The sequence below is a fragment of the Streptomyces sp. NBC_00012 genome, assembly GCF_045040875.1.
GTDB lineage: Bacteria > Actinomycetota > Actinomycetes > Streptomycetales > Streptomycetaceae > Streptomyces.
Genome location: NZ_CP108309.1, coordinates 2,920,468 through 2,933,243, shown reverse-complemented (window position 1 = coordinate 2,933,243; position 12,776 = coordinate 2,920,468). Strand labels below are relative to the sequence as shown.

Sequence of the window (12,776 nt, the reverse complement as noted above, 5' to 3'; positions counted from 1 at the left end):
AAGTCCGTAATGCCTATTTAATGCGAGCAGGAGCGTTTTTGATGCGGGCAGGAGCGTTCATTCGGTATCGGCAGGGCGCGTATCAGCTCTGGTAGGGATTCTGCCCCTGCCCGTTCGGCGCGTACCCCGGCTGCCCCTGCGGCTGCCCGTACGGATTGCCCTGCTGCGAGGCCGCGTGCTGGGCCAGCAGCTGGTCGGCCTGCTCCTTGGGGATCTGCTGCTCACCGCCGCAGAACGTGCACTGGGTCGCGAACTTCGTCGAGAACGGGAAGAGCGGCACGAAGAACAGCGTGAACTTCGTGACCCTCTTGCGCAGCGTGTGCGCGGCCGGGTTGCCGCACCACCCGCAGACCAGCGTCAGTATCGCCAATTGGTACAGATAGCCTCGCGTACCGAAAATGATCATGTTGCGGGTCCCTTCCCCGTATGTCCCGGAAGCGCTCGCCGGCAGAGCGCCAGCAGTTTCTCGTCCTCGTATGTGTCATGGCTGCCGTACCCCCCGTCCATCGCGTTGTGACGGCGTACGGAGGTGAGTTCGGCGCGCAGCACATGTGCCGCGTCCGACCCTGCACCAGCGGCACCCATCCGCGCCAGGCCTTCCGCCACCCGGACGCGCACATGACGGTTCTGCTCCCAGGCCGCCAGGAGCACCGGCACCGACTCCTCGGCCCGCCCGGACACGTCCCACAGCGCGATCGCCGCGTCCACCCGCAGCCACGGCTCGTCGTGGACCAGCAGCGCGCGCAGCCTCGGCGCGACCACCGAGGCCCGCGCCCCGAGCCCGCCCAGCGCGTCGACCGCGGACCGGACCTCGTGCACGCGGTCCGCCCGCAGCCCCTCGATCAGCACCGGCAGCACGGCCTCGGCGTCACCCTCGACCGCCCACAGGGCCTTCGCGGCCTCGGTCGCCGAAGTCGCCCCGGGGCTCCGCAGCAGCGCACGCAGCTCCGGCAGGACGCCGCGCGCCGCCGGCCCGAACGAGCCGAGCGCCCGCAGCGCCTCGGTACGCACCCACTCGCCCCGGTACTCCGGCGCGCCGTGCAGCACCCGCAGCACCTCGGGCAGCGCCTCGTCCGCCCGCAGCGCGGCCAGGCCGGTGAGCAGCGGGCCCGCCCGGTCGTGCACCCGCTCGTCGAGCGGGACCTCGCCGAGCCGACGGCGCAGCACCCCGGCCAGCGGGGCCGCCGCCTTCCCCAGCCGGCCGATGGCGAACCCCACGTCGTGCGGCACCTCGGGCCGCTCCAGCGCGGCGGCCAGCGCGGGCACGGCACGGGCGTCGCCCAGCCTGGCCAGCGCCTTCACCGCACTGCCCAGCGCCGGCGGCCCGCTCGGCCAGTCCCGCACCCAGGCCCCGGGATCCGCCGCCACCCGTGCCGCCAGCGCGTCCGCGGCGGGCGCGGCGAGCCCGAAGAGGTCCTCCAGTACGTGCGAGGCGGCCTCGGCCAGCAGCGGGTCGGGGGTGGCGAGCTGCTCACCGACCAGCCGGACGAGCTCCCCGTAGGAGCCCCGCCAGGTCCGGATCAGCCCGCTGCACATCCGCAGCGCATCGATCCGCTGGCGGCGGTCCGGGCTGCGCAGCTGATCCGTCAGCAGCGCGGTCCGCTCGGCGACCCGGTCGTCGAGCCCCACGTGCAGCGTGCGCAGCAGATCCGCCGTCCAGGGCCCGGTGCGCACCGGCTCCTCCTCGTCGGACAGCGCCCGCAACCGGCCCACCCGGGCCACCGGCGCGACCCGCTCCTCGGCGGCCGGCTCCCCGGCCGCGTCCGGGTACGCGTCGACGGCCGCGACCGCCTCGGCCGCAGCGGCCGGCGCGTCGACCGCGGGGGCCGGGCCGGAGCGGCGTCCGGGCGCCGAGCGCAGCTGCCGCAGCAGCCCCGTCACCACCCGTACGACGTCGCCGGGCAGCGCGTCCGGGGCGCACCGGGCCAGCTGGGCCAGCGCGGCCAGCCGCAGCCCCGGCGGGAATCCCTCACCGGCCAGCCGGCTCAGCCAGGCCGCCGCCTCCCCGGCCAGCAGCCGGTGGCGCAGGGCCACCCGCCCCGCGGCCTCGACCAGGGCGAGCCGGACCTCCTCGTCCGGCTCGATCGGCAGGCGCTCCCGCAGTATCGCGAGAACCCTGTCCGGATGGCCGTGGAGCGCGGCGAGCGCCAGCGGCGCGCTGAGCCGTACCCCCGGGTCCTCGTCGGCCATCAGCTCGAAGAAGACCCCGGCGCCCGCGGTGACGGCGGACGCCGCCATCGCGTAGTTGGCCGCGCCCTCGATCTCGTCCTCGTCGATCTCGTCCTCGTCGTCCCCGTCCAGATCGATACCGCCGATGCTGGTGAGTAGTTCGACGATGCTGCCCCGGTCCTGGATGCCCGGATCCACGGCCAGTTCGAAGAGGAACGGAATACTGGCCAGCGTGCAGGCGTAGACGTCACCCTGGTGGTGAACCGCCCCGTACATCCCGTCCAGCGCCGCCTCGCGCTCCGCCGGATCGGCGGACGCGAGACCCCGCAGCATCACGGGCACATCACCGGCCGGCCCGTAGGCGTGCTCCATCGAGGCCCAGTCGACCTCGTCGATCCCTGCGAACACCCCATCGCCTCCCCACGCATTTCAACGAAGCAGTGTCTGCGAGGAGTCTGCACCACGGGCCGGACGATCCGCCCTCCACATGCGGTCTTTTCCTGGCGAGCATGACAAAGATCCATGCCATGCGCTATCGGCGGACAGTGAGAATCGGCCGCGCCGAGTGATGGAGTGACAGAAAGGCTTCCGGCGGGGGAGAGGAAGGAATCTGACGGGGGAGAGGAAGGAATCTGACGGAGCGACAGGAAGGGAGAAGGGGGAAGGGAGAAGGAGGAGACGAGAGAAAGGAGAAACGAGAAACGATAAAGGAGGCGGGAGGCGGGAGACGGAGACCTCTACGGGGCGGCCGGCAGGCGTCCGGCCCGGTCCGGGTCGGCCAGTGGTCCGAGCAGATCCCCGTACCGCTCCAGTCGCGCCCTCATCGCGCCCAGTGGGAAGACCAGCTCTCCGGGGGTCCGGCACTGCTCGATCTCCGCCCAGGTGACGGGCGCGGACACGGTCGGTTCGGGCCGGGCGCGCAGTGTGTAGGGCGTGGCGGTGGTCTTCGCCGCCGCGTTCTGGCTGAAGTCGACGAAGACCTTCCCCGGCCGCAGCGCCCGCTTCATCCGGTGCACGACCAGGTCGGCGAGCCCCTGCTCCGCCCGGACGGCCAGCCCCTTCGCGTACGCCGAGACCCGGTCGGAGGGGGTCGGTTCCAGCGGTACGAGCAGATGCAGCCCCTTCGACCCGGATGTCTTCCCGTACGCGCTGAGCCCGTCCGCCGCCAGTCGCTCGCGCAGCCACAGTGCCACCGCACAGCACTCCACGACCGTCGCGGGCGGGCCGGGGTCCAGGTCGAACACCATCCGGTCGGCGATCCCCGGCGCGCCGGCCCGCCATTGCGGGGTGTGGAACTCCACCACCAGATTGGCCGCCCACACCAGCGAGGCCAGATCCTCCACGACCACCTGCCTGGCCTTCTCGTCCTCGCGGTGCGGCACCGGAGCGGTCCGTACCCAGGACGGCGTACCGGGCGGCGGATTCTTGGTGAAGAAGCGCTCCCCGTCCGGCCCGTCCGGATAGCGCAGGAAGGACACCGGCCGGTCACGCAGATGGGTGAGCAGGGCCCCCGCGACGGTGGCCGCGTAGTAGTGCAGCACCTCGCCCTTGGTGGTCCCGGTGGCCGGATACAGCACCTTGTCGAGATTGCTGAGCGCCAGCCGTCGCCCCTCCACCTCTGTGATCGGCGTCATACGATAAGAATCACACGATTCACTGACGTATTGGTACCCAAGCGGACGCAAGGGGTGAACGGTGAGGTCCATCTGGAACGGCGCCATCTCCTTCGGGCTGGTCAGCATCCCCATCAAGCTGGTCAACGCCACGGAGAACCACTCGATCTCCTTCCGCCAGATCCACCTCGCCGACGGCGGCCGGATCCGCTACCGGAAGGTCTGCGAGATCGACGAGCAGGAGGTCACCGCCGCCGAGATCGGGAAGGCGTACGAGGAGCCCGACGGGTCGATGATCCCGATCACCGACGAGGACCTCGGCTCGCTGCCGCTGCCCACGGCCAGGTCGATCGAGATCGTGGCCTTCGTGCCGGCCGCCTCGATCGACCCGCTCCAGATGGACGCGGCGTACTACCTCTCCGCCAACGGGGTCCCGGCGGCCAAGCCGTACACCCTGCTCCGCGAGGCGCTGAAGCGGAGCCAGAAGGTCGCCCTGGCGAAGTACGCGCTGCGCGGCCGCGAGCGGCTGGGCATGCTGCGGGTGGTCGACGACGTGATCGCCATGCACGGCCTGCTCTGGCCGGACGAGATCCGCAGCCCCGAGGGCGTCGCCCCGCAGACCGAGGTCAAGGTCCGCGACGCCGAACTCGACCTGGCGGACGCGCTGATGGACACCCTCGGCGAGGTCGACATGGACTCGCTCCACGACGACTACCGCGAGGCGGTGGAGGAGCTCATCGCCGCGAAGGCCGACGGCCGGACCCTGGAGCCGGCCCCGGCGGACGACTCGGGCGGCAAGGTCATCGACCTGATCGCGGCCCTGGAGAGCAGTGTCCGGGCGGCGAAGGAGGCCCGCGGCGAGGAGCCGGAGACCGGGGAGGAGGCGGCGGACGCTACCGTCGCCGAGGTCACCTCCCTCAGCGGCCGCAAGAAGTCCGGCGGCACCGGGGCGAAGAAGAAAACCTCGGCCGCCGCCAGGAAGACGGCCGGGGCCACGAAGAAGACGCCCGCACCGGGCCGGGCGCCCGCCGGCAAGACCGCGGCACGGTCGACGACGAAGAAGACCGCCAAGTCGACGGCGAAGAAGGCCACCGCGAAGGCGGACCCGAAACCGGCGGCGAAGAAGGCGGCCCCCCGCAAGCGTGCCTCGGCCTGAGCCGCCGGTCCGCCTCCCCGCGCGCACGGCCGACGGCCGCCCCGGAGCTCAGGCCCCCGGACGGCCGTCCCGGAGCTCAGGCCCCTGGACGGCCGCCGGTACCGCACCGGTGGCTCAGTGCCTGCGGAACGGGAAGCGGTACGAGTCCACGTAACCGGCCGCCGGAGTCCCGACACCCGTCACGTCGTCGTACCCCTTGACCGCCTTCAGCGAGGCGTCCTTGCCGAGGCCGCGCAGCGACGTCAGCAGGCCGTCCGCCGCGTCCACGCCGTTGGCGTAGTCGACCCGGACCACCGCGAGATCGCGGTTCGGTCCCAGCGGGTGGTCGGTGACGTCGTGGTACGCCTTCGAACCGTACCGGGCGTAGATCCCCGGGTTGGCGAAGCCGATCGGCAGCCCGTGCCGGGCCTGCTGCGCGAGCGCCTGGACGCCGGCGATGACGGGCGCGGCCAGTGACGTACCGCCGATCCGGTACTCGTCGTAGCCGAGCGAGCCGTCGGGCAGCGTCTGGGTCTGGCCGACCAGGAAGCCGGTGTTCGGGTCGGCGACGGCCGCGATGTCCGGGGCCGTGCGCATCCGCTGCTTCCCGTTCGCCTGCGCGAGCGAGTCGGGCACGACACCGCGCTGGTAGAACGGCTGCTTCACGGACGAACTGGTGCCGCCGCCCGCGCCGGAGGTGTACGCGCCGGGGAAGCCGTCCCAGCTCTTCCCGTCGGCGGAGAGGTTCGACTTGAGTGTGCCCCAGCCGGTCTCCCACTGGTACTTGTCGTTCTTGCCGACCGCCAGCGCGGTCCCGCCGACGGAGGTCACCCAGGCGGAGTTGGACGGTACGTCGATCTGCTTCGTGCCCGTCGAGGCGACGTTGTCGCCGTCGTCGCCGGAGGAGAAGTAGAAGCCGATGCCCTCGACCGCGCCCATCTTGAAGACCTGGTCGTACGCGGCGGCGACGTCCGGCGTCTCATTGGCCTCGATGTCGCCCCACGAGTTGGAGACGATGTCGGCGAGCCGGTTGTCGACGATCTTGTTCAGCGAGTCCAGCAGATCGGCGTCGTAGCAGGAGGCGCCGCCCACGTACACGATGTCGGCCGCGGGGGCGACCGCGTGCACGGCCTCCACGTCGAGGGTCTCCTCGCCGTACCAGCCGGAGGCTCCGCACTCCTCGGTCTTCGTGTAGTCGTCCGGCAGCACCTGGGTGAGCTGACCGCGGCGGTAGGGCGCGTCGCCGTTGCGCTCGGCGTACTCGGCGGCGTCCTTCGCGATGGTCGGCGAGGCGTACGCGTCGGTGATCGCGACGGTGACGCCCTTCCCGGTCCAGCGCCCCGCACCGTAGGCGGCGCGCAACTGCTTGCCGGTGTACCCCTTCACGGCGTACGGCGCCTTGGACCCGTAGGCGCTGGGCAGCGACGACGCGGTCTTCGAGCCGTAGTACGTGGAGAAGGGGCCGGAGTTGCGGAACACCGCGTCCGGCGGCGGCAGGGCCTCGTCGTGGCTCGACTTGTGCGGTGCGTTGTCCAAGCCGGAGACGGCGAGCACGGCGTCGCTCAGGGCGGCGGGCACGGAGGCGGTGGAGGCCGGGGCGCGGTAGGTGCGGCCGCCCTTGCGGTAGTTGCGCAGCTGGGTGCCGAACGCCTTCTCGGCGGCGGCGACTTCACCGGTGGCCGAGACGTAGTGCTGGTTGGTGCCGGTGACGGTCAGCCCGTTCGACCTCAGCCACTGGCCGACCTGGTCGATCTGCTGATGGGTCGCCCCGAACCGGGCCTGTGCCTGTCCGGCGCTCAGGTACTTCCCGTACGAGGCGGACTGCGGGTCGGACACGGCGGCGGCGTAGGCGGCCAGCCCCTTCGCGTCCCGCCCGGCCAGATGGACCCGTACGCTGACCTTGCCGCTGTCGGACGTGGCTCCCAGATCCGCCCCGGCGGTGGCCCAGGCGGGCTTGGTGCCCTGCAGCGCGTCCCGCCCGCCCGGCGCGGAATCGGCGCTGGCGTTCGGTATCCCGAGGGCGAGCGCGCCGGCCAGCAGCGGCAGCGTCGCTGCCATGCTCAGCGCGGCGCGACTTCTCGCGCGGCTGGTTCTCATACAACCCCCTGCGATGTGGGTCTACGCGTGTGGAACATGTGCCGGATGATGTGCACATGTAATGCGCCACTCTGGCGAGGAACGCCTCATGTAAGGGGCATGTACTGACCAAGAATCGACCAAGTGTGCCAATGTGCAGGGCAGTTCGCCGAGAAATCTACGAAATGCGCTGTTGTGGAACCCTGTGTGCCCACCAGGCGGTCACCAACGGCCGCAGGTGGAGGAGCTGATGGGCGGATGTCCGGCGCCGGGGCTGCCGGTGGGGTGACTGTGTGCCGCAGTGGCCGTCCTGCCGCGGCGACCGTCTCTCCGTGGTGACCGTCCTGCCGCGGCGACCGTCTCTCCGTGGCGACCGTCTCTCCGTGGCGACCGTCCTGCCGCGGCGACCGTCTCTCCGTGGTGACCGTCCTGCCGCGGCGACCGTCTCTCCGTGGTGACCGTTTCGCCGCGGCGCGGTGAGCTTTGCCGGCAGGTGTTGAACGCCCGCACAAATATGATGGTGCGACCTGTCGTGCTCGCGGTAACGTCTCGAACCGCAACCCCGCCAAAACGGCTGGGTAGGCTTCAACTCATGTACTCAACAAGGACGTTACTGCAATGAAGCAGAACCGGATCCGTGCCCTCACGGTGTCTGTCGCCGCCGCTGCCGCCACCTTCGCCCCGGGCGTCTGCGGCCTCGCCCATGCGCAGGGCGAAGCGGTGTCAGGTCTCCGGTCCGTGGCCGAGCAGCCGAGCGCCGGAGGCCCGTACGCCGTGATGGCGCAGGCGGAGCCGAAGCGGTGGATGCGGGCGGATCAGTGGATGTGGTAGTCGCCTGATGGCGGGCCGGCTCCCGGGCGCGGGTGCTCAGGAGCCGGCCACCTCGGGGTGTTCCAGGAGCAGGCGGCGCAGTTCGTCGGCCTCCTCCCAGGCCTCCAGTCTCCGGTACAACGCCATCGCCCGGGTGCCGTAGCGCCGGACCGGGCCCCAGCGGCGCGCGCCCAGCGCGGTGCGGGCCAGTCCCGCGAGGGCCTGCGCCGCACCGGGCAGTGACCCTATTCGTCTGGCCTCCGCCAGGCCCAGCTCAAAACTCTCCGAGGCCGCGGCGAACTGCCCCGACGCGCGGTGGGCGTCGGCCGCCCCGAGCAGGGCCCGCATGTACTCGTAACCGCTGTCGATCCGGCGGGCCACCCCGCCGGCCGTCCGGAAGTGGGCGAGCGCCTCGCCGGCGCGTCCCGTCTCCGCGTACAACGTCCCCAGGCTGATCAGGGCGTTGGCCTCGCCCAGCGCATCGCCGTGCGCGCGATGGCTTTCCAGGGAGCGCCGGAAGCAGACCAGGGCCCGCGCGGTCTGTCCGGTCGCCTGGTACACCGCCCCCATATTCGTGTCCAGGATGTCCAACTCCTGTCGGCCACCGTGCCGTTCGGCCAGTGCCCGGGAGCGTTCGTAGTGGGCGAGAGCCTCCTCGTACTGTCCCTGGCTCTGATGGAACTCGCCCAGATTGTTCTGGGCGCGGATCTGCCCGAGCAGATTGCCCGTCTCCTCGTAGATGCCGAGAATCACCAGGGCCCTGCCCAGTGCCTCCCCGTACTGACCGGCCTGGAAGAACGCCGCGCCCTGGACGTTCAGGGCGCCCGCCTCGCCCTCCCGGTCCCCGGCCTGCCGGTACCCGGTCAGGGCCTCTTCGAGGACGCGCAAGGACGCGCTTCCGTGACCCGCCGCCAGATGCGCCCGGCCCGCCTGGAGGAGGGCGTCCGCGCAGCCGTGCGGATGGCCGAGACCACGGAAGAGCTCCAGCGCCTCGCTCGCACAGCTCAGCGCCTCGTCGGGACCGGTCTGCGCCAGTACGTCGGCGGCCTCGACCAGCGTCTGTGCCAGCGCGTACGGGGTGCCGAGGGTGCGCAGGGCGTGAACGGCCGCTCCGTAGAGCTCGTTCGTGACGGCCCAGGTGCCCCAGCGCTTGAGCACGGGGGCGAGCACGTGCGGGAAGAGGGCCGCGTACGCGGGAGCCTCGTCGGCGGCCGTACGGGCTACCGCGAGGAGGTTGGCGCGCTCCCGGGCCAGCCACGCCGAAGCGCTGTCGGCGTCGCCGAATTCCGTGGCGTACGCCGAGGTGCACTCCGGCCCCGGGGGCAGCCTCCGGCGACGCGGTTGGGTGTGCAGGTCGGCTTGGTGCGCCGCGGTGAGGTAGTGGCCGAACAGCCTGCCGGCCGCCTCCGTCCGGGCCTCCTCCGGCTCCTCCCGGGCGAACATGCGCAGCGCGAAGGCCCTGGTGAGATCGTGCAGCCGGTACCGGCCCGGGGTGGGCTCCTCAAGGAGGTGGAAGTCGTGGAGTTCGTCCAGGCCGCGGCGGATCCGGGCGTCGTCGGGGGGTGCGCCGACCAGCGCCGTGGCGGCGGCGACCGTGATGTCCGCGCCGGGATGAAGCGCCAGATGCCGGATCAACTTCCGGATGGGGGACGCGAGTTCGGCGTACGAGAAACGGAACGCGGAGACGAGTTCGCCGTCGTCGAACTCGTCCAGCGGGTCGGCCGCCTCGGCCAGCCGGTCCAGCAGATGGCGCAAGGTCCAGGACTCCCGGTGCCGGAAGCGGCTGGCAAGCCAGTGGAGGAGAAGGGGGTGGAAACCGCAGGCCCGGGTCACGAGCGCGAGCGCCTCGGGGTCGGCGGAGACCCGGGCGGCGCCCGCGATCCGGGTGAAGAGGGCGGCGGCCTCCTCGTCGGACAGCCCTTCCACCAGGAGCGAGGAGGCGCCGTCGAGCCCGGCGAGCCGGTTCCGGCTGGTCACGATCGCCCGGCAGGTCGCGGCGCCGGGCAGCAGCGGACGTACCTGGGCCGCGTCCCGCGCGTTGTCCAGCACCACGAGCACCCGGTGACGGGCCGTCCACTCACGCCACCGCGCCGCCCGCTCGTCCAGTGAGTCCGGCAGGTCACCGCCGGCCCCGGCCGCGTGCAGCAGCACCGCGAGGGCCTCTGCGGGGTCGTACGGCGCCTGCCCGCTGAACCCGTGCAGATCGACGTAGAGCCGGCCTCCCGGATAGGCGTCGTGGAGCCGGTGAGCGGCGTGCACCGCGAGCGTGGTCTTTCCGATCCCGGGCATGCCGTGAATGACGGTGAGCGGCATCGCGTACGCGGCGGAGCCGGCCGACTGCCCGGAATCGCGCGCGCCGGAGCCGTCCGGTTGCCCGGAGTCGGCCAGCAGTACCCGGAGTTCGCCGGCCCGGCCGGTGAAGTCGCGGCTGTCGCGCGGAAGGTTGCTGCGCGGCCCGGGGCCCGCCGGCCGGTCGACGCGTACGGCCGTCTCCAGCAGCGTACGGTCCTGTCCGAGGACGCGCCGGTGGAGTTCTTGCAGGTCCGAACCCGGTTCGATGCCGAGCTCCGCACGCAGCCGGGTCCGCGTGTTGCGGAAGACGGCGAGTGCCTCGTCGTGCCGCCCGGACCGGTACAGCGCCAGCATCAGATCGGCGATCACCTGCTGGGCCAGCGGATTCTCCGAGGCCAGTCCGTGCAGCTCACCGACGAGATCGGCGTGCCGCCCCAACTCCAGCTCCAGCCCGATGCGTTCCTCCCGCACCCGGCGCAGGTCCTCGACCAGCCGGCCCCGTACCGAGGCGGCCCAGTCGCTCCTGGACTCGGGCAAAGGTTCCCCGCGCCATCTGTCCTCGGCCGTGCGCAGCAGACCGATCGCCAGCTCCCGCTTGCCCTGCCCGGCCGCCACGCGGGCGTCCTTGCGCAGCCGCTGGAAGTGCGAGACATCGACCTCGGCCCCGGCACGGGCGTCGATCCGGAGCTGGTACTGACGCGGCGACGGGCGCTCCACCTGGATGAGGTCGCCGACCGAGTCGCGCAGCAGCCCGCGCAGCCTCGACACATAGCTCTGCATGGTGCCCACGGCCGACTCGGGCTGTTCATCGCCCCAGACCCGGTCGATCAGCGCGTCCATGGAGACCGGCTCACCGAGCGAGTGCACCAGAACGGCCAGTACACAGCGTGTTTTGACCGATCCGAGCTTGCACTGCTGTTCTTGGTGCCATAGTTCAAGAGGTCCCAGAGCAAGAAGTTCCACATCGCCCCCGCTGGGTGCGCTGCTTCCTGCCGTCGACGGCAGCGCCCGCACCTGTGTGCAGGACCTTCCACTGTCACCCCCGGTGCGGGGAGCAAGCAGGGGCGCACGGGCGCGTACAGGGCGCACCTCCCGTCACCGTTCCGAACTCCCCGGGGGCCGCCCGGAATCGGCCCCGAGCCGGGCCCGAAGCGGCCCGGAGACGGCCCGGGAACGCCCGCACCCGGAGTGCAGGATTCCTGCAAGCAACCCGTCAAACACGTCGGGCATGACTTCGGCGTGCGCCGCGAAACGACGCGGCCGTCTCGGACGGGTGCACCGGTCCGAGGACGAGGAATCGGGGGATCGATTCAATGACTCTGACAATGGCCGAAACGCATCGGCCGCACGTGCCGATGCGTCTGGACGTGGACCGCTGGGCCACCCGGCAGATCCGCCGGAGGGTGCTGGCCGTCGTGCATACGGTGACCGCCGGACAGCGGCTGCTGGACGCGGTGCGGCTGCTGGAGGGCGACGCCCGGGTGCAAGTCTTCTTCACACCGGCGCCCGACGTGTTCAGCCATGGGGTGGACTCCTTCCTGGAGGAGCTCGGCGGGCTGGTCCTGCCTTGGCACCAGGCGGTCCAGATGCCCTTCGACCTGGCGCTGTCCGCGGCCCACGGCGGGCTGAACGACCTGCACGCCCCGGTGATCGTGCTGCCGCACGGAGCCGGACACAACAAGCTGGTCCCGGGCGGGCAGCGCGGACGTCCGGTCGCGGAACGCGGGGTGTACGGGCTGAACCGGCAGTGGCTGGTCCAGGACGGCAGGCTGGTGCCCGAGTCGATCGTGCTGGCGCACCACGAGGAACTGACCCGCCTCGGCCGCGAGTGCCCCGAGGCGCTGCCCGCCGCGGAGGTGGTCGGCGATCCCTGCTTCGACCGCATCGCTGCGAGCATGTCCCTGCGGGCGCTCTACCGCGAGGCACTGCACACCAAAGCCCGGCAGCGGCTGGTGCTCGCCTGCTCCACCTGGGGACCGCGCTCCCTGTTCGGACAGAGCCCGGAACTCCTGGAACGGCTGGTCACCGAACTGCCCCGGGACGACCACCGGGTCGCCGTCCTGCTGCACCCCAACATCTGGAACGCCCACGGGGAATGGCAGATCCGCAGCTGGCTGGCGACCCTGGGCAGGATGGGCCTCACCGTGATCAGCCAGCACGCGGACTGGGTCGGCGCACTCGTCGCCGCCGACTACATCGTCGGTGACCACGGATCCGTCTCGCTCTACGGATCGATGACCGGTGTCCCCGTGCTCATGGCGGGCGCACCGGAGGCGGACGTGGACCCCGGTTCACCGGTGGCCGAACTGGCCTCGCTCGTCCCCAGGCTGCACGGCGACCGCCCGCTGGGCCGCCAGCTCGCCCGCTCCTCCGCGCTCTACCGACGGCAGCGGTACGAGCGGATCGCGGACCGCATCACCTCCGAACCCGGCCGGTTCGCCGGCCGGATGCGCGCGCTGATCTACCGCAAGCTCCGGCTGCGCGCCCCGGCGGTGCGCCTCGGCCCGGAGCACGCACCGCTGCCGTTCGGTGTGCGGTACGACGAGCGGGGCGGGGGAGTGCGATGACCGCGCTCACCGTGGTGCTGTACGAGGACCCCGAGGCCCGGGGGCCGGTCCGCCGCACCGAAGTCACCCTGCTGCACCCGGACACCGGCGCCCCGGTCGTGGACGAGCACGTAC

The 12,776-nt window shown here is 71.8% G+C and carries 8 protein-coding genes; 3 read left to right on the top strand and 5 right to left on the bottom strand.

What is annotated here, in order from left to right:
- Window positions 1-82 precede the first annotated feature (82 nt).
- The 3 genes from OHA19_RS13325 to ligD form a co-directional block, all read right to left on the bottom strand.
- Window positions 83-406: a zinc-ribbon domain-containing protein gene (locus OHA19_RS13325; RefSeq protein ID WP_405716584.1), complete on the bottom strand. Its 324-nt coding sequence runs from the start codon at window positions 404-406 to the stop codon at window positions 83-85.
- The gene (locus tag OHA19_RS13320) at window positions 403-2,577 is read right to left on the bottom strand and encodes a HEAT repeat domain-containing protein (RefSeq protein WP_405716585.1); all 2,175 of its coding nucleotides are present in this window, start codon (window positions 2,575-2,577) and stop codon (window positions 403-405) included. Before OHA19_RS13320 ends, OHA19_RS13325 begins: the two co-directional genes overlap by 4 nt.
- A gap of 329 nt (window positions 2,578-2,906) precedes the next feature.
- Window positions 2,907-3,803, bottom strand: coding sequence for a non-homologous end-joining DNA ligase (gene ligD, locus OHA19_RS13315; RefSeq protein WP_405750331.1), 897 nt, complete (start codon window positions 3,801-3,803; stop codon window positions 2,907-2,909).
- Window positions 3,804-3,864: 61 nt separating this feature from the next.
- Here ligD and OHA19_RS13310 point away from each other — a divergent pair, with 61 nt between their 5' ends.
- Entirely contained in the window at window positions 3,865-4,938 is a 1,074-nt protein-coding gene (locus tag OHA19_RS13310; protein ID WP_405750328.1) for a Ku protein, read from the top strand.
- A gap of 114 nt (window positions 4,939-5,052) precedes the next feature.
- Here the strand turns inward: OHA19_RS13310 and OHA19_RS13305 are convergent, their stop codons facing one another.
- Complete coding sequence (locus OHA19_RS13305; RefSeq protein WP_405716588.1) at window positions 5,053-7,014, bottom strand: protease pro-enzyme activation domain-containing protein; 1,962 nt, start codon at window positions 7,012-7,014, stop codon at window positions 5,053-5,055.
- Window positions 7,015-7,611: 597 nt separating this feature from the next.
- Here OHA19_RS13305 and OHA19_RS13300 point away from each other — a divergent pair.
- A complete protein-coding gene (locus OHA19_RS13300; protein WP_405716589.1) occupies window positions 7,612-7,824 on the top strand; it encodes a hypothetical protein in 213 nt (70 codons plus the stop codon).
- Between the two features lie 36 nt (window positions 7,825-7,860).
- On the opposite strand, the gene OHA19_RS13295 is transcribed toward OHA19_RS13300, so the two are convergent.
- Window positions 7,861-11,058 carry an AfsR/SARP family transcriptional regulator gene (locus OHA19_RS13295; protein ID WP_405750325.1) on the bottom strand — a complete coding sequence of 1,066 codons (3,198 nt, stop codon included), beginning with the start codon at window positions 11,056-11,058 and terminating at the stop codon, window positions 7,861-7,863.
- 350 nt (window positions 11,059-11,408) lie between these two features.
- Here OHA19_RS13295 and OHA19_RS13290 point away from each other — a divergent pair, with 350 nt between their 5' ends.
- Window positions 11,409-12,662: a hypothetical protein gene (locus OHA19_RS13290; protein WP_405716591.1), complete on the top strand. Its 1,254-nt coding sequence runs from the start codon at window positions 11,409-11,411 to the stop codon at window positions 12,660-12,662.
- Window positions 12,663-12,776: the final 114 nt, after the last annotated feature.

Excerpts from the sequence above, each read along its gene's own strand:
- ligD (WP_405750331.1), bottom strand. The coding sequence starts at position 3,803 with ATGACGCCGATCACAGAGGTGGAGGGGCGACGGCTGGCGCTCAGCAAT.
- OHA19_RS13325 (WP_405716584.1), bottom strand. The coding sequence starts at position 406 with ATGATCATTTTCGGTACGCGAGGCTATCTGTACCAATTGGCGATACTG.
- OHA19_RS13305 (WP_405716588.1), bottom strand. The coding sequence starts at position 7,014 with ATGAGAACCAGCCGCGCGAGAAGTCGCGCCGCGCTGAGCATGGCAGCG.
- OHA19_RS13300 (WP_405716589.1), top strand. The coding sequence starts at position 7,612 with ATGAAGCAGAACCGGATCCGTGCCCTCACGGTGTCTGTCGCCGCCGCT.
- OHA19_RS13290 (WP_405716591.1), top strand. The coding sequence starts at position 11,409 with ATGACTCTGACAATGGCCGAAACGCATCGGCCGCACGTGCCGATGCGT.